Source organism: Acinetobacter sp. RRD8 (genome assembly GCF_031844225.1).
Taxonomy (GTDB): domain Bacteria; phylum Pseudomonadota; class Gammaproteobacteria; order Pseudomonadales; family Moraxellaceae; genus Acinetobacter.
Genome location: NZ_JAUZUU010000001.1, coordinates 52651 through 70361, shown reverse-complemented (window position 1 = coordinate 70361; position 17711 = coordinate 52651). Strand labels below are relative to the sequence as shown.

At 43.4% G+C, this 17711-nt stretch carries 16 protein-coding genes; 8 read left to right on the top strand and 8 right to left on the bottom strand.

Translation table 11 applies throughout. From position 1 onward, the window contains the following. Window positions 1–69 precede the first annotated feature (69 nt). The 4 genes from Q9R24_RS00345 (at window position 70) to Q9R24_RS00330 (ending at window position 3788) form a co-directional block, all read left to right on the top strand. Window positions 70–1257: a phosphoglycerate kinase gene (locus Q9R24_RS00345; protein WP_311203462.1), complete on the top strand. Its 1188-nt coding sequence runs from the start codon at window positions 70–72 to the stop codon at window positions 1255–1257. A 155-nt stretch (window positions 1258–1412) separates the two neighbouring features. Beyond that, window positions 1413–1691 (top strand): hypothetical protein, encoded by a 279-nt coding sequence (locus Q9R24_RS00340; protein WP_311203461.1) that lies wholly within the window; start codon window positions 1413–1415, stop codon window positions 1689–1691. A 119-nt stretch (window positions 1692–1810) separates the two neighbouring features. Continuing rightward, window positions 1811–2848 (top strand): class II fructose-bisphosphate aldolase, encoded by a 1038-nt coding sequence (gene fba / locus Q9R24_RS00335; RefSeq protein ID WP_311203460.1) that lies wholly within the window; start codon window positions 1811–1813, stop codon window positions 2846–2848. Window positions 2849–2933: 85 nt separating this feature from the next. Beyond that, entirely contained in the window at window positions 2934–3788 is an 855-nt protein-coding gene (locus Q9R24_RS00330; RefSeq protein WP_085064665.1) for an EamA family transporter, read from the top strand. Here Q9R24_RS00330 and Q9R24_RS00325 read toward each other — a convergent pair. Next, window positions 3751–3978, bottom strand: a complete 228-nt coding sequence (locus tag Q9R24_RS00325; protein WP_085064664.1) for a hypothetical protein — start codon at window positions 3976–3978, stop codon at window positions 3751–3753. The genes Q9R24_RS00330 and Q9R24_RS00325 overlap by 38 nt on opposite strands. Before the next feature lie 102 nt (window positions 3979–4080). Beyond that, window positions 4081–4734, bottom strand: a complete 654-nt coding sequence (gene nfsB / locus Q9R24_RS00320) for an oxygen-insensitive NAD(P)H nitroreductase (protein ID WP_311203459.1) — start codon at window positions 4732–4734, stop codon at window positions 4081–4083. Between the two features lie 243 nt (window positions 4735–4977). Between nfsB and hpaI the strand changes: the two genes are divergently transcribed. Both hpaI and Q9R24_RS00310 read left to right on the top strand, forming a co-directional pair. Beyond that, window positions 4978–5772 (top strand): 4-hydroxy-2-oxoheptanedioate aldolase, encoded by a 795-nt coding sequence (hpaI, locus tag Q9R24_RS00315; RefSeq protein ID WP_085064662.1) that lies wholly within the window; start codon window positions 4978–4980, stop codon window positions 5770–5772. Window positions 5773–6453: 681 nt separating this feature from the next. Next, the gene (locus Q9R24_RS00310; protein WP_004279847.1) at window positions 6454–6672 is read left to right on the top strand and encodes a hypothetical protein; all 219 of its coding nucleotides are present in this window, start codon (window positions 6454–6456) and stop codon (window positions 6670–6672) included. 28 nt (window positions 6673–6700) lie between these two features. On the opposite strand, the gene Q9R24_RS00305 is transcribed toward Q9R24_RS00310, so the two are convergent. Both Q9R24_RS00305 and Q9R24_RS00300 read right to left on the bottom strand, forming a co-directional pair. Further along, window positions 6701–7420, bottom strand: a complete 720-nt coding sequence (locus tag Q9R24_RS00305) for a UDP-2,3-diacylglucosamine diphosphatase (protein WP_311203458.1) — start codon at window positions 7418–7420, stop codon at window positions 6701–6703. 120 nt (window positions 7421–7540) lie between these two features. After that, window positions 7541–8050, bottom strand: a complete 510-nt coding sequence (locus tag Q9R24_RS00300; RefSeq protein ID WP_004279844.1) for a peptidylprolyl isomerase — start codon at window positions 8048–8050, stop codon at window positions 7541–7543. A 423-nt stretch (window positions 8051–8473) separates the two neighbouring features. Between Q9R24_RS00300 and Q9R24_RS00295 the strand changes: the two genes are divergently transcribed. Beyond that, on the top strand, window positions 8474–10201 hold the full coding sequence (locus Q9R24_RS00295) for a glutamine--tRNA ligase/YqeY domain fusion protein (RefSeq protein WP_311203457.1): 1728 nt from the start codon (window positions 8474–8476) through the stop codon (window positions 10199–10201). A 69-nt stretch (window positions 10202–10270) separates the two neighbouring features. Further along, entirely contained in the window at window positions 10271–11182 is a 912-nt protein-coding gene (locus Q9R24_RS00290) for a bestrophin family protein (RefSeq protein WP_216985974.1), read from the top strand. 83 nt (window positions 11183–11265) lie between these two features. On the opposite strand, the gene Q9R24_RS00285 is transcribed toward Q9R24_RS00290, so the two are convergent. The 4 genes from Q9R24_RS00285 to putA form a co-directional block, all read right to left on the bottom strand. Next, on the bottom strand, window positions 11266–11826 hold the full coding sequence (locus tag Q9R24_RS00285) for a lecithin retinol acyltransferase family protein (RefSeq protein WP_026055785.1): 561 nt from the start codon (window positions 11824–11826) through the stop codon (window positions 11266–11268). Between the two features lie 392 nt (window positions 11827–12218). Then, window positions 12219–12443, bottom strand: a complete 225-nt coding sequence (locus Q9R24_RS00280) for a hypothetical protein (protein WP_004279838.1) — start codon at window positions 12441–12443, stop codon at window positions 12219–12221. 243 nt (window positions 12444–12686) lie between these two features. Beyond that, on the bottom strand, window positions 12687–13769 hold the full coding sequence (gene trmA, locus Q9R24_RS00275; protein WP_311203456.1) for a tRNA (uridine(54)-C5)-methyltransferase TrmA: 1083 nt from the start codon (window positions 13767–13769) through the stop codon (window positions 12687–12689). 184 nt (window positions 13770–13953) lie between these two features. Continuing rightward, window positions 13954–17709 (bottom strand): trifunctional transcriptional regulator/proline dehydrogenase/L-glutamate gamma-semialdehyde dehydrogenase, encoded by a 3756-nt coding sequence (gene putA, locus Q9R24_RS00270; RefSeq protein WP_311203455.1) that lies wholly within the window; start codon window positions 17707–17709, stop codon window positions 13954–13956. Window positions 17710–17711: the final 2 nt, after the last annotated feature.

Here is a 17711-nt window from a genome sequence, read left to right as displayed (position 1 = left end):
AGATGCTAACCTTTTTCTGCATAATCATTTAAAATCGCCTGGTTTTAATATCTATAAAGTGAGCTCTACATGAACTTTCAGCGTATGACTGACCTCGATTTAGCAGGTAAACGTGTTCTGATCCGTGAAGATTTAAACGTTCCTGTTAAAAATGGTGTGATCACCAGCGATGCGCGTCTTCGTGCAGCATTGCCAACGATTAAAGCAGCACTAGAAAAAGGCGCTGCAGTCATGGTGTATTCTCATCTGGGTCGTCCGGTTGAAGGTGAGCCTAAAGCTGAACAGTCACTTGCTCCTGTAGCGGCTTACTTGACTGAAGCTTTGGGCCAAGAAGTGAAACTGTTTACTGACTATTTAGATGGCGTTGATGTTCAGCCAGGTCAGGTAGTTCTACTGGAAAATTGCCGTTTTAACGTCGGCGAGAAGAAAAACAATCCTGAACTTGCAGCAAAATATGCAGCATTGTGTGATGTATTCGTGATGGATGCCTTTGGTACAGCACACCGTGCAGAAGCATCTACTGAAGGCGTAGCGCGTCTGGCTAAAGTTGCAGCTGCAGGTCCTTTACTGGCAGCTGAACTTGATGCGCTTGGTCGTGCACTGCAAACCCCTGAAAAGCCAATGGTGGCGATTGTTGCAGGTTCTAAAGTCTCTACCAAGCTAGATGTTTTAACCTCACTTTCTGACATTTGTGATCAATTGATCGTCGGTGGTGGTATTGCCAACACGTTCCTTGCTGCGGCCGGTTATAACGTGGGCAAATCATTGTGTGAAAAGGATCTGATCGATACGGCAAAAGCCATTGCTGCAAAAGTAGCAGTTCCACTTCCTACTGACGTAGTCGTTACAGATGCCTCTGAAATTAACTTTGAAGATTTCTTGGGTTCATTGGCTGCTGCGAAAGCGACGGTGAAAAACGTTGCAGATGTTGCTGACAACGACATGATCCTAGATGTAGGTCCAGAAACTGCGAAAGCATTTGCAGAAATCCTGAAAACCTCTAAAACCATTCTTTGGAATGGCCCGGTCGGCGTATTTGAAGTAGATCAATTCGGTGAAGGGACTAAAACTTTATCTTTAGCAATTGCTGAATCGGAAGGTTTTTCGATTGCGGGCGGTGGGGATACACTTGCTGCGATTGATAAATATGAAGTGGCTGACAAAATTGGTTATATCTCGACGGGTGGCGGTGCATTCCTTGAATTCGTTGAAGGTAAAACCCTTCCTGCAGTTGCGGTATTGTTAGAACGTGCTTAATGGAATGTCCTAAGCTAAAAAGCTGGCCAAGTGCCAGCTTTTTTTTATGTCATTTTTTTGACAGTGAAAACTTACCCTTCATGGCTTCGTCATTAAAATGCAATAAATCTGTCATAAGATGCAGTCATTAAATCATCAAATGACGAGAATACGTGATGAAAAAACAGTTAACTACGGCAGTATTATTAGCAGCATCTCTGGCACTGACTGCATGTGCAAAACAGGAAAGTGCACCAGAAGCTGAAGCAGAAAGCTCGGCAGCAGTGGCGGATCAGGCTGTAACTCCAGAACAGCAAGCCGCCATTGACGCTATTGACCAGCCAATTCTAGATGAAAAAAATACCGATATCCCGGCTGAAATTGCCAATGCTCCAGCCGATGAAGCGACTGCGGACGAATCAGTTGCTGCGACTTCAGAGCCTGTAGCACCTTAATCTGGTTGATGTGACACAAAATCCCTGCAAATGCAGGGATTTTTTTTAAATAGTGTTATTTGTTGCTGAATTGAAACCTTTGAACATGTAGAATATGTGGCATTCACTGGGAGGATATTATGGCTCTTATTTCATTGCGCCAGCTCTTGGATCACGCCGGCGAACATGCTTACGGCGTACCAGCATTTAACGTAAACAACTTAGAACAAATGCGTGCAATTATGCTTGCAGCAGATGCAACCAATTCGCCTGTTATCGTACAAGCATCTGCGGGTGCGCGTAAATATGCAGGCGCTCCGTTCTTGCGTCACCTGATTTTGGCTGCAATTGAAGAATGGCCACATATTCCAGTGGTAATGCATCAAGACCACGGTACCAGCCCTGACATTTGCCAACGTTCAATCCAGTTAGGCTTTTCATCAGTGATGATGGACGGTTCACTGGGTGAAGATGGTAAAACACCAACTTCATATGAATATAACGTTGATGTGACTCGCCGTACAGTTCAAATGGCACATGCGTGTGGCGTATCTGTTGAAGGTGAAATCGGTTGTTTGGGTAGCCTTGAAACAGGTATGGCGGGTGAAGAAGATGGCGTAGGCGCAGAAGGCGTACTGGATCATTCTCAACTCCTGACTTCAGTTGAAGAAGCACGTAGCTTCGTTACTGATACCAATGTTGATGCGCTTGCAATTGCAGTAGGTACTTCACACGGTGCGTACAAGTTCACGCGTCCACCTACAGGTGATATTCTTGCGATTGACCGCATTAAAGAAATTCACGCAGCACTTCCAAATACGCATCTTGTCATGCACGGTTCAAGCTCTGTGCCACAAGAATGGTTGGCAGTGATTAACCAGTATGGCGGCGACATCAAGGAAACTTACGGTGTTCCGGTTGAGCAGCTGGTTGAAGCGATCAAACACGGCGTGCGCAAGATCAACATCGATACTGACTTGCGTTTAGCATCTACCGGTGCAATGCGTCGTATGATGGCAGAAAAACCAAGCGAATTCGATCCACGTAAATTCTTCAGCGCAACTGTAGATGCAATGAAGCAAATCTGTATCGATCGTTACGAAGCTTTCGGTACTGCAGGTAATGCAGACAAGATTCGCCCAATTTCTTTAGAGAAAATGGTGTCACACTATAAATAATTCCCAGTGAATCATTTATAAAAAAAGCCCACTGCAAATGTGGGCTTTTTTGTAGACTCATAAATATCAAGAATAAGAGCAGCATATGGAACTGATTTTCGCAGCAGCGCTATGCAGCGTTGCGGTCTCAATATTATTAAAAGTCGCCAAAAATAAGGGCTTGAGTCCGATACACATGATTAACTGGAACTATATGACAGCCAGTCTCTTATGTTTTTTCTGGTTCCAACCTGATATTCAACATATTTCAATGTCTCAGACGCCTTGGTTGCTTATTCTGGCTTTGGGTATTTTGCTTCCGAGTGTATTCCTGCTTCTGGCCAAGGCTTTGCAAACGGCTGGGATTTTAAAAACCGAAATTGCCCAGCGACTTTCTGTAGTCTTGTCACTGGCTGCGGCCTATTTTATTTTTCAGGAACAGTTTAATCAGCTGAAAATACTCGGGATCGCTTTAGGTATTGGCGCAGTGCTGTGCATCCTGTTTTCACATCGACAAAGTACAGGACAGGGCAGTCAGGGAATGTTATATCTGGGCTTAGTCTGGGTCGGTTATGCACTGATAGATGTATTGTTGAAATATACAACCAGTCTTGGCCTGCAATTCGCGGTGGCGCTGAATCTGATGTTTGTTTGCGCTCTGATCATTTCGATGGGCTATCTGTTACTCAAATATAAAAGCTTGGGCTCGATGCAGAATATCGGCGCTGGTCTGTTATTGGGTATCCTGAATTTTGCCAATATTGCTTTCTATGTCAAAGCCCATATGCTGCTCAAGGATTCACCGGCGATCGTCTTTGCCGGCATGAATATTCTGGTGGTGGTATTTGGTGTGATAGCAGGTCTGGTATTCTTTAAAGAGCGGCTCAAACCTGCAAGTACTCTAGGATTGCTGCTAGGCTTGACTAGTGTGATTTGCCTAGCTTATGCAATGTCTGTTTGACATAAGAAGATGCAAATTCAATCGGATGTCGGAGCAGGTCGCCTGCTTCGGCCAGTCCAACTAATAAACCGGCCTGTTGGCAGTCTGGACAGTGCGGATAACGATGCTGTTGATCTTTGTAGTGCTGGAGATAAATTTTATCGCAATGATGGCATTCAAATTTCAGGGATTTGGATGTAAGGAGCGACATAGATGACCTCTATTGTTATTCTATTAGATGGTAAATAAAGCAAAAAATAGGCCCGAATTGACATAGAAAGGGGCGCTTGACCCCTTTTATAGCATAAAATCCTTACAGTTTGGTGAAAATATCTTCAGCGGCAAGACGTGATTTAGGCAGTTTGGCATTGAAGTCGTTTTCACTGTGATAGCCTAAAGTCAGCAATACAGAGGGGATCAAGCCCTGTTCTGCGAGTTGTAATTCTTCACTGATAATCTCTTCGTCAAATCCGCCAATCGGGGTGGCATCAACCCCTTCAATTCCGGCAGCTAAGAGCATTTGACCGAGTGCAATAAAGGTCTGGTTTTCAGCCCAACGCTGAATATCACCTTTTTCATTGCGATAATAATGAATATAACCTGCACGGGTGTTTTTCTGACCTTCCTTGGCGGATTCATCTTTAAATCGGCCACTGAGATCATCGCGGTTCAATAAGTTTTCTAGATGCAACTCATTAATATCGGCTTTGGTGCAGAATAAAATGGTATGTGAAGAATCCAGAACTTTGGGTGCATTGTAGGCATAAGTACCGACCAAGGCTTTGGCAATGCGCTGTTTGGCTGCCTCATGATCGGCAATAAAAAAATGCCAAGGCTGAATATTGATTGAAGAGGGTGCCAGACGCAAAATTTCTAATAAGCGCTCGAACTGTTCTGCCGGGATTTTCTTGCTAGGATCATAGGCTTTAGTGGTATAGCGGGTCTGCGTGATCTTGAGTAAATCCATCAATGGGCTCCAATCTTTTTAAATAAACAGCGAGTAGAAGTTTTAAATATATACATTTTTCACATCCCCTGATTATTACAATAAAAAAGCATCAGGCAAAGCCTGTTCTGAAATGATCTTGAGCTGGATTCAAGCAAAACTTAGAGTTAAATCAGATTAAAATCCAGTTTTTGTCTATTGGCACTTTTAAGCGAGAAGCGTTTAATAAGAGGCATCGCCAGCAACATGCAAATAGGTTAGCGGATGCAAGTGACCAATTACTTTAAACACAAACTGAAAACCCAGCAGCAAATCGGCTTATGGATTGGATTGGCAGATGCCTATGGAACCGAGATTGCGGCAAATGCAGGTTATGACTGGCTGCTGATTGATGGTGAGCATGCACCCAGTGATTTGAGAACGACTTTGTCGCAACTGCAAAGTATTGCTGCTTATCCCTCGCAAGCAGTGGTACGACCACCCATTGGTAGCGTACAACTGATCAAGCAACTCCTTGATATCGGTGCACAAACGCTGTTGATTCCGATGGTAGAAACCGTGGAACAGGCCGAACTCATGGTCAGGGCAGTCCGTTATCCGCCTGAAGGAATTCGTGGCGTTGGTGCTGCACTGGCACGTGCCACCCGCTGGAACAGCATTCCAAATTATTATCAGACGGCACATGAAGAAATCTGTTTATTAATCCAGATTGAATCGGTCACAGGACTGGAAAATCTGGATGCTATTCTTCAGATCGACGGGATTGATGGCGTGTTTATTGGCGCCGTTGATCTATCTGCCACTATGGGTTATCAAGGTGATCCGAATCATCCTGAAGTACAAAAAGCTGTAATTGATGCAATCCAGCGGATTCGTTCTGCAGGCAAAGCTGCAGGAATTCTGTCAACCCAGCATGAAGTGACGCAAAAATATATCGAACTTGGCACTGAGTTTGTAGCAGTGGGCGTAGATACCAGTGTTTTGATGAATTCCTTGCGTGATCTATTGGGGAAATATAAAAAGGATATCAATGTGAATAATCCGACTAGCGGTTATTAATCAACAAGAGATTCTGAATGAATAGCTTGCTTAGATTTTTAGTTTATTTTTAACCGGAAATTCTTTAGATGAGCTATTCATTCAGCCATAAGAAAATCATAATGAACCTTCAAGATGCAGAACAATTTTTACAAGAACAGCAGAACATCTTAGAGAACCAACGTCAGCAAAAAACTAGACGAGTGCAACAAGCCTTTTTTATGATTCACGTACTGTTTGTAGCCTTAAATGCTATTCTCTTGATCCTAAATTATCAAAAGACGGGAGAGTGGAACTTGCCGTACCTCGGGCTGAGTTTCATGTCTCTAATATTGATTTTAAGGTATTTAAATACAGGTTTTGTTTATCAACGGAAATGAAGTAACGTTAAAATGAATTTTAGATCATAAAAATCAAAAGCCTAATAATTAACAAAGCATGAAAAAAGTTCTTAAAAATCCCATTCTATTGTCATTACAATGTAATTTTGCTTTTGCTGGATAAATAGCTTACACTGGTTGCACTTCAAGCAAGTACTGTTCTTGCTTCTATTATTATTTTAAGCTGATTGTGATGTACTTTTTAGTTCAAGTATTTGAACTCAAATAAGATCTACTAACCATAGAACTATTATGTAAACTAGGTTGTTATTAATCTCTCTCCATATAGTCACAAAAAGCTCATATCGTGTGAGTAAATATTTTGATCAAAATCAATGAATGGCATATTGCCACTGCCGCTGATGGCAATGAAATTAACGTGAAACTGGTTCCATTAAAGCGCAAGCAAAATACAATGGACGGTTTTATCTGGGTTGAGGTCGGTAAAATGATTCAATTGCCAACGGGTGAGGAATTTCAGTTCAATCTCGATGGTAAAAGTTTCTATACTGGGGTAAACCAGCTTTATCGTCTGTGTTAAGCAGATCAATATCGTAAAAAGTGGCTGATTAATATCGCCACTTTTTTAGTTTCAGGGTATCAAAACTTTGATCTTCCTGAATTTCCAGAATCTCTGCACTGTCTTCTTTCCAGTCGCCTAGTACAATTCTTCTTTTCTGGGCTAACTGATGAATGGCTGCGCGATGCGTATGACCATGGATCAGTACATCTACATCCTGTAATGCCAGCTCAACTGCATGTGAGTTGACGTCCATCACTTCATAGCTTTTAAACTGTTGTGCCTGATGGCTTTGTTGACGAAAGCGGTTGGCTAGTCTGGTTCGAAATGAGAGAGGGGTTTTTCTTAAGAAGCCAAGTAGCCAGGGATGACGAATAATCTTTTTAAAACGCTGATAGGAGACGTCATCGGTACATAGGGCATCGCCATGTTCCAGGCGAAAATGTGTTCCGGCAATGATTAGCTGATCGATTTCGGGAAGAAGCTGCCCGCCAAATCGAGCTAAAAATTTACTTCCTAAGACAAAATCCCGGTTGCCGGCCTGAAAATAGAGTTGATTCCCAGCCTGAGTAAACTGTTTTAATGCAGTGACAATCTCGTCCAGCCACGGAGACTTATAATCATCACCAATCCAGGCATTGAACCAGTCACCCAAAATATACAGTTGGGTATTTTGATCTTGATACTCAGTTAATAAATCTAAAAACCCCCGAACAAGTCGAGGGTGATCAGGTGACAAATGTAAATCTGAGATAAACAGATAGATCACGAATCTTTTCCTTGTTTAATTTAATCCCTCCCGACCTCCCTTTGAAAAAGGGAGGAAAACCTTATTTTGATAAAAGGTGATTCCCTCCTTTATTAAAGGAGGGTTAGGGAGGATTTAAACTTATTCAGAAATGATTTTTGCAGATTCGATTACTACATTTTCTAGAGGAACGTCAGCGTGGTAGCCACGGTTGCCAGTACGTACGTTTTTGATTTCGTTCACAACGTCCATACCTTCAACCACTTTACCAAATACCGCATAACCCCAACCTTGAGCAGTTTTGCCAGAGTGGTTAAGGAATGAGTTGTTTTTCACGTTAATGAAGAACTGAGCAGAAGCAGAGTGCGGTGCCTGAGTACGCGCCATTGCAATCGTACCTTCGTCATTGGTCAAGCCGTTGTCTGCTTCGTTTTCGATTGCATCACGTGTTGCTTTTTCCTTGAAATTTTCATCCATGCCGCCGCCTTGGATCATGAAACCATCAATAACACGGTGGAAAATTACGCCGTCATAAAAACCGTCACGTACGTATTCTAAAAAGTTAGCTACGGTTTTAGGTGCTTTTTCAGCATTGAGTTCTAGAACAATACGACCTTTATTGGTGTTTAATTCGACTTGAGGAAAACTCATTGTGTAATCTCCTGATCATGGACGAGTGCCATGGTTTTTTCTGAATGAGTGAAGCATAAGCAAACTACATTCGACAAGGCAAGTAAAAACATTATTTTCTTTGTTAAAAGCATAAAAATAATACCTTATTTATACGTTGATTTATCAAGGCATTTCAAATACTGCCAGACAGGGCGTTATATTCCCGACAGGCACGAATTGAATCATTTTCTGATTCCGTAAAGCGTTGATATTTTAGTTTTGGGCAGCTTACTGTATTTTCACTTTTTAAAATGAGTGAATTGAAATCAAATACCCTAGTTAGCGGTTGAGAGATTAATCACCTATAGTTAAACTAAGGAACTTTGATAATGAATATACGTACAGCTTGTACGATGAAATATTCGTTAATCCCTTTTTAACTTTAGAAGTGAATGATTGATCATGAAGCCAAATGATGTTGTGACATCTCTGCCCGAGAACCCGACCCAAAAGAACAATGCAGTCGATTCAGTGCAGCAGCAAGAACAACAACCAGGCTTGGACTTTGTACGTCAGGTCATTACCGATGATTTAGCCGCTGGTCGTACTCAACAGGTGGTGACGCGTTTTCCGCCTGAGCCGAATGGCTATTTACATATTGGCCATGTGAAAGCAATTTGCTTGAACTTCGGTATTGCCGAAGAATTTAAAGGTGTGTGTAACCTGCGTTTTGACGATACCAACCCGGATGCCGAAGAGCAGGAATATGTGGATGGTATTGCCAATGATGTGAAATGGCTGGGTTTCCAATGGGAAGGCGAGCCGCGTTATGCATCAAGCTATTTCGATCAACTTTATACCTGGGCAGTTCAGCTGATTGAGCAGGGCGATGCCTATGTGGATTTGCAAAGTCCGGAAGAGATTCGTTTAAACCGTGGTAATTTCGTTGAGCCAGGTAAAAACTCGCCACAACGCGATGCAACGGTTGCAGAAAACCTGGAGTGTTTTGAGAAAATGCGCAGCGGTGAATATGCAGAAGGTCAGGCAGTTTTACGTGCCAAGATCGATATGACTTCACCGAACGTGCATATGCGTGATCCGATTCTGTATCGTATCCTGCATTCTGAACACCATCAGACTGGCGATAAATGGAAAATTTATCCAATGTATGACTATGCGCATCCACTTTCTGATGCGATTGAAGGCATTACGCATTCACTGTGTACTTTGGAATTCCAGGATCACCGTCCGTTCTATGACTGGGTGGTGGCAAAAGTTAAATCACCATCCGTGCCACGTCAGTATGAATCGAGCCGTTTAAATGTGGACTATACCATCACCTCAAAACGCAAATTGCGTAAGCTGGTTGAAGGTGGCTATGTTCAGGGCTGGGATGATCCACGTATGCCAACTGTAGTGGGTATGCGCCGTCGTGGTTTCACGCCTGAAGGTCTGCGTGATTTCTGTCAACGTGTTGGTGTATCGAAAGTTGATGGCAGTATCGTCGATGTAGCCATGCTGGAATACTGTATTCGTCAATCTTTGGAAAATACCGCCGCTCGTGGTATGGCCGTGTTAAATCCATTAAAAGTGACTTTAACCAACTTGCCAGCCGACATGGATTTGACCCATTCACGTCATCCGAATGTTGATATGGGTGAACGTGTTATTCCATTGACGACCGAACTATATATTGACCGTAAAGACTTTGAAGAAGAGCCACCAAAAGGCTTTAAACGTCTGATTCCAGGCGGTGAAGTCCGTTTACGTCATGCCTATGTCATCAAATGTGACGAAGTCATTAAAGATGAAAATGGTGAAGTGGTTGAACTGAAATGTTCGATTGATCCTGAAACTTTAGGTAAAAATCCTGAAGGTCGTAAGGTCAAAGGTGTGATTCACTGGGTATCTGCGACTAAAGGCGTTCCTGCAGAAGTGCGTATTTACGACCGTCTGTTTACGGAGTCTGATCCAGAAGTGGGTGATGACTTCTTGGCAAACCTGAACCCTGAATCATTGAAGGTGGTTCAGGCCGTGATTGAGCCTGCATTAGCGCAAGCTCAGCCGGAGGATCGTTTCCAGTTTGAGCGTGAAGGTTATTTCGTGGCAGATCAATATGATCATTCCAGCGAAAAACCGGTATTTAACCGTATTCTGGATCTTAAGGACAGCTTTAAACCAGGCAAATAAGCTGGTTTAAGTCAGAATGTAAAAAGCTCAACTCTGGTTGGGCTTTTTCAATACAGCAGGGAAAATTGCATGATTGTGCGTGATAAGAATAATAGTTTGGGGTTATTGTTTGCCTGGCAGGGAACGATTCTGCCCAAGGTGCTGCCCGCATTAATCTTGGTGGTTTTTATTTCCGCTTTGCTGGTGTATTTGAGTCAGGCGCATTTCGTGAGCCTTCCTGCTGTTCCGGCAATTGGCTTTACCATTTTTGGTGTCATTCTCTCGATTTTTTTAAGTTTTAGAAATACAGCCTGCTATGATCGCTGGTGGGAAGGGCGCAAACTTTGGGGCGCGCTGATTGCCACCACGCGTCATTTATGCCGTGATAGCCACGTTCTGGACGATCAAACCCGTGAAGTCTTATTGTACCGCATGATGTTGTTTACCCATCTATTACGTGACCGGTTGAGACAGCAAACGCCCAGTATTCAGACTTATCAAGCCACTACCGGTTTTGAACCCAAGTCATTCGAGCAATTGCCGATGCAAATCAATCCATCACAATGGGTGCTAGAACAGATGCAAATAGAGCTGGTACAACAGTATCAGCAGGGCAAGATCAGCGATATTATTTATAACAACCTGAATCAGCACACTGTGGCTTTGGGAGATATTCAGGCCGGTTGTGACCGGATTTTGTCAACGCCATTACCATTTTCTTATTCGGTATTGTTACATCGTGCGGTTTATTCTTTTTGCTTTATCCTGCCTTTCAGTTTGCAGGCGAATTTAGGCCTGTGGACGCCGATTCTGGTCGGGTTGATTGCTTATATGCTACTCGGGCTCGATGAGCTCAGTGCGGAGCTGGAAGAACCCTTTGGCTTGCAGGATAACGATCTACCGCTAGATTCAATTGTACGGCTGGTAGAGCGGGAAACCCTAAGCTCTTTAGGTAAAGCACTACCTGAGGCAATTCAAGCCAGAAAAGGCTATTTGACTTGATTCCTTATCAACATCATCAAAATGTAAAACACGAACTTAAAATTTCTTGCTCACAAAAAATCATCGGCAGGCTGAGCTTTAAATTAACGATGTTTAAGATTGGTCAGGTCTGACACTTTGGTTTTAGCCTGATCTTGCAATTCACGGTATTGTTGCAAACGCAGATTGGCTTTATCTCTGAGTTTTTTCTTGATGTACAGCGCCAATGCGAAACTGGTCGTGGTCAGGGTCAGGAACATGCTGTTCATAAAACTCATCATCGAGCTAATATAACCAATCGTGGTCAGGCGATTCATCATATAAATTACTTGCGGGCTACTTTCCACACCGGTAATCGCCCAGGTACACAAATGTTCGCAATTATTAATAATCAGATGATAGTTGTTTTCATGCATTCTGGACCGCATGCGGCGCACCACTTTACGACCTTTATATTTTGCCGAGTCATAATGTTGCATATGAATTGGTTTGCCATGACTGAATTTTTCAATAGAAGTTATTTCAATCGGGCGTTTCTTGAATAAATGCGCAAAGCCCGAATAATGAATGACACGACCACGTCCGGCGTAAATCCCATGATGGGTATAACCGAAATGTTTAACCATAAGATGTGCGCCTATGGGAAACCGTTTAGTCTGTTGCATATCAGAATTAAGCCATTTAAAAAAGCATTGTCGTTTAATAGGAAGTGTACTGTGTTTTGCTAAATTAATCGATGCCTTGCCTGAGTTTCAGATCAGAATTGAAGAGTTATTAAGCCAAGTTTTAAAGGAGCTAGAAGAGAGCAGAATTTAGAACATATTCTTCTGATAAAGGTTTTAAATAGCCTAAGCAATTACTAAAATTTCTGCAAAATCAAAAGCATGGATCAAGGAAGTCATTCAACATTTTCTGCCTGATCCCTGAAGCTTTTAAAGTTGAAGTTAATAAACTATGCTGAAATAGAGAAGACCAAACCCTTAAACTAAACTTTCAAGCATAAAAAAAGCACCTGACTACGCAAGTGCTTTCTTTATACGGCTGTAACCTTGGCCGATTACTGCAATGGCAAGTGCTGAAGTTCATTCAGTTCTTTGCGGCTATAGCCGCGAGATACAAGAACCTTTTTAATTCCGATGATGATTTCTTCATCAGTAGCTTTAGAAAGTGCTTCAAGAAGCTGTTCATTTGTCTTGCAAGAGCAATCATTTTCAACACAAGCAATTTGATTCTTGTGTTCATTGTGTTGTTCATGAGAAAACAACTTTTGCCAAAAACTCATAGAGCCTTCATACAACAACCTAACATAGAGTGAAATATAGCCAATTAAATAAATAAAGCAATAGGACCTATGTGATAAAAGCAGCAGTCAGGCTAGAAAATTTCCGATTGAAGCCTAAAGGTCTAACGATATTTCTTGCTGTACAAGTCAATATTTATTATTAAATACATGATTTATAGTATAAAAAATGGAGCTTCAAAAAGCTCCATTTTTGTAACAATATAATAAATTGAAACAAATTCTTTATACTTTTTCCAACAATACACCCGTTTCAACATGATGTGTATACGGGAACTGGTCAAACATGGCGAACTTGCTGATTCTATGCGTTTGAGACAACTGTTTCAGATTGTCATATAAGGTATCTGGATTACAAGAAATGTAAATAATACGCTGGAAACGCTGTAACAGTTTCAGCGTTTCATCATCAATACCAGCACGCGGTGGATCGACAAATACCGTATCAAAATCATAAGTCGAAATGTCAATTTGTGCTTCCTGCAAACGACGGAAAACACGTTCGCCATTATAGGCTTGAGTGAATTCTTCGGCAGACAGACGCGCAACCTGAATATTTTCAATCTGGTTCTGCTCAATATTCCACTCAGCTGCATAAACTGAAGATTTGGCTAATTCAGTGGCCAAAACACGGCGGAATTTGGTCGAAAGCGGCAGGGTAAAGTTCCCATTGCCACAGTAGAGTTCCAGCAAATCTTTATCTGATTGTTCCGCTGCATCACATGCCCATTCCAGCATTTTTTGACAAACTTGTGCATTGGGCTGGGTGAAGCTGCTTTCGATCTGCTTATATTTATAGTGACGATCAAAAACAGACAGTTCTTCCACCACATATTCATCAGTCAGGACGAATTTCTGGCCACGGCTTCGGCCAATCAGTTTAATATTCAGTTTTTCCGCCAGTGCTTTTGCTGCAGGTTCCCAGCTTTCATCCAGCTTGCGGTGATAAATCAGGGATACCAGAACCTGACCACTTAACGTCGCCAGAAAATGGACTTCAAATAAACGATGACCCAGATTGGCATCTGCCTTGAATGCTGCCAGTAGTTGCGGCATCAAGTTATTAATACTGCGGTCTGCAATTGGAAACTCATCAATACGAATCACTTTTTTATTGTTGTTTTCGTCACGTTCGAACATGGCATAAAACAGATCATCTTCAGTATGCCAGATCCGGAATTCAGCACGCATGCGGAAATATTTTTCAGGAGACTGGAATACTTCTAAAGCAGGTGGTTGATATTCGGCAAACTGAGCGCTGATGCGTTCAATTTTGGCTTCAAGTTGTTGCTGATAAGATGAAGTCATATGCAGTAAGAAATCGCAAATATTTTAAAGCGCAAATGGTAGCAAAAAATTGCCGATCTGCCTAAGCCTATTGTAGTCAAGCCGCTTTAAAAGCTGCATAAAAAAGACCAAACCTTCTGAGGAGAGAGGTTTGGCCATAAAGAGGAAAGATTTAAGCTAAAAATGCTGAGATGATTGGACTGATTTAGAGATTATCCATCGTCATCAAGCTGGCATTGCCGCCTGCCGCCGCCGTATTGATACTGATCGCGCGTTCAATCACAAATCGCTCGACCGGAATATCATAGTTGCCCGAACTTAAATGGGTGATACCAATAATTGCACCTTTTCGGCCTGCAATGCGTTTTTGCAAATCAATCAGTTCAGAAGAATCACCATGATGCATGACGGCATCAAACGCGCCTGTTTCAATATCCCGGACCACTTTAAATTGCTTGCTGATCGCGGCTGGCATGGTTGGTAAATATTTCAGAATAAAAGTATTGTCAGCTAGGAATGCAGGACGACTGCCGACCGATAAAATTGCCAGAATTTGCTGAATCTGGTCTTGCTCCGTGTGTGCCAAAGATAGAAGACTTTCTCGTGGCAAGATTAGGTACTGATTTTCCTCACCGGTTGGACCTTGCAGGCTAAAGCTTTGACCAGTCGCAATTTGCATAGGTGCTTTTAAAGATAAAGTTGGGAAAGTTTTAGCTACCCAGACTTTAAACTCCTGAACAAGTTTATTTTCAACAAGTGCTGGACCCGCTTGAACTGCATAAGGCTGCGCCAGTTTTTTCTCGGATACTTGATGCATTAAACGGTAGATATACAACGGGCCACCTGCTTTCGGGCCGGTGCCAGACAGACCTTCGCCACCAAAGGGCTGGACGCCCACGACCGCACCAACGATATTGCGGTTGATATACAGGTTGCCGACTTCCGCTCGTGCAATCACGGTTTGCATGGTTTCATCAATACGCGTGTGCAAGCCCATGGTCAGGCCATAACCCTTGCTGTTGATCTGATCTAACAACTGTTCCAGTTCGCCATATTTATAGCTGATCAGATGCAGTACCGGGCCAAACACTTCACGTTCCAGATCATCCAGATTTGGCAGTTCAATCAGGGTTGGTGCAATGAATGTTCCTGGAGTTAATTCAGTCTGGTCCTGATTAAACATCAACTGATGAACTGTATGACCTTTGCTGCGCATCTGCTCAATATGCTTTTGGATATTTTGCTGGGCTTCTGCATCAATCACTGGACCAATATCGGTTTTCAGCAAGACCGGATTGCCAACGCGCAACTGTTGCATGGCACCTTTGAGCATGTTGCGAACAGCCTCCAGATTATCCTCTTGCACACAAAGGACACGCAGGGCAGAACAGCGCTGACCGGCACTGTCATAGGCAGAGCTCACAACATCCAACACCACCTGTTCAGTCAATGCAGATGAATCCACAATCATGGCATTTTGACCACCAGTTTCAGCAATCAGGGTGACGCTTTCTCCAAACTGGTTTATTCGTTCTGCCACGGTTTTTTGTAGAATTTGGGCGACCTCGGTGGAACCGGTAAACATGATGCCCTGAATACGTGGATCTGCACTGAGCTGTGCACCAATGGTTTCACCACGGCCCGGCAATAGCTGTAACACATCCTGCGGAATGCCGGCTTCCCATAAAATCTGTACGGCTTGTGCTGCAATGAGCGGTGTTTGTTCAGCCGGTTTGGCAATCACGGTATTGCCAGCGACCAGCGCTGCTGAAATCTGACCGGTAAAAATCGCCAGCGGGAAGTTCCATGGACTGATACATAGTACAGTACCTAAAGGCTGGATCTGTACATTGTCACTGAGATCCAAAACTTGAGCTGCATAGTAACGCAAGAAATCTACCGCCTCACGTACTTCGGCAATCGCATTGGCATAGGTTTTACCTGCTTCGCGAGAAAGAAGAACCATGAGCGGAAGCAAACGCTGTTCCATCAGTTCTGCGGCTTTATTCAGGCAGGCAGCACGCTCATTTTTTGGCAGATTGGCCCAGAAACTTTGTGCATTAACTGCTTGAGTGAGTGCAATTTCGGCCTGTTCAGAAGTTGCTTCATAGACTGTGCCGACCACATCCTGATGGTGTGCTGGATTGATCACTGGAACTGCATGGGGCGTATCCACGCTGCTAAATGCCGTTCCCATAGCAGCTGACTGAAATTGCGTATTTGCCAGACTGGATGCGACTTCATTTAAAATACTGAGTTCAGCATCATTGGCCAAATCGAGTCCTGAAGAGTTCAATCGTGCATCGGTATAAAGATCTTGCGGATAGGGAATCTGGGGATGCTTGGCACCCATCACGCCTTCTTGTTTTGATGCCTTTAAAATGGTTTGCTGTGGATTTTCAATCAAATCTTCAATTTTCAAGGTTTTGTCAGCAATACGATTGACGAAGGAGGTATTGGCACCATTTTCCAGTAAGCGGCGCACCAGATAAGCCAGCAAGGTTTCATGATTGCCGACGGGCGCATAGATCCGGCATGGTACACCGAGTTTATTTTTCGATGGATCGCCCACGACATTTTCATACAGTGGTTCGCCCATGCCATGCAGACATTGGAACTCATATTGGCCGGCATAATACTGCTCAGGTTGTGCCAGCTGATAGATCGTCGCTACCGTTTGTGCATTGTGAGTGGCAAATTGTGGGTAGATATAATCCGGTTCAGCCAACAGCTTACGCGCACAAGCAATATAAGACAGATCCGTATGCACCTTACGAGTAAATACCGGATAATCTGACATTCCATCAATTTGGGCTTTCTTGATTTCGCTGTCCCAATATGCGCCTTTGACCAGACGAATCATCAAGCGTTTCTGGCTGCGCTTCGCCAGATCAATGATGTAATCCACTACATAGAAGCAGCGTTTCTGATAGGCCTGAATCACAAAGCCAATGCCTTTCCAGTCCTGTAATTGTGGTTCAAAACACAGGCGTTCTAACAGTTCAAGTGAAATCTCAAGGCGATCACTTTCTTCAGCATCGATATTTAAACCAATATTGTATTGCTTGGCCAAGACCGCGAGTTTCAGTACTTTTGCATAGAGCCCATCATGCACGCGATCCATTTGCGAACGCTGATAACGGGGGTGCAGCGCAGAGAGTTTGATAGAAATGCCAGGCCCGTCATAAACATCCTTATCCTGCGAAGATTGACCAATGGCATGAATGGCTTGCTGATAATCCTGATAATAACGTTCAGCATCCGGATCGGTCAGTGCTGCTTCACCCAGCATGTCATAGGAATAGCGAAAGCCTTTTTCTTCCAACGGTTCGGCATTTTTCAGGGCTTCATCAATGGTTTCACCCGTGACAAACTGCTCGCCCATCATGCGCATGGCAACATCGACAGCCTTACGGATAATCCCGCGGCCACTGCGTGCCAAAAGACCGGTCAATAAGCTAGACAGGCTTTTTTGCTGTGGGGTTTCCATCAGCTTGCCGGTCAGCATCAGTCCCCAGGCTGCTGCATTCACAAACATCAATTGGCTCTGGCCCAAATGTTCTTTCCAGTTACCTTGATTGATTTTGTCTCGAATCAGTAGGTCACGTGTGGCTTTGTCCGGAATCCGCAGCAAGGCTTCTGCCAGACACATTAGGGCAATGCCTTCCTGAGAGGATAAAGAAAATTCCTGCAATAAGCCTTGGACAATACCGGCTTTCCCAGTGGAACTTTTACGTTCACGTAAGGAATGTGCGAGATCAAAGGCAAGCGCCTGAATCTTGTCACTTATTTCGGAAGAAATTTCACTATGGGCCAATAACTCTTCGACGCAATCCGTTTCGGCACGACGCCATGCCGTATTAATCCGTTCTTCGTATTGGTTTTTATGTTTAAATTCAGCAATATAGTTCGAGTGCTGGGCCGCATCTAAAATGGAATCTGGGCGGAGAGTGGTTGGCATAG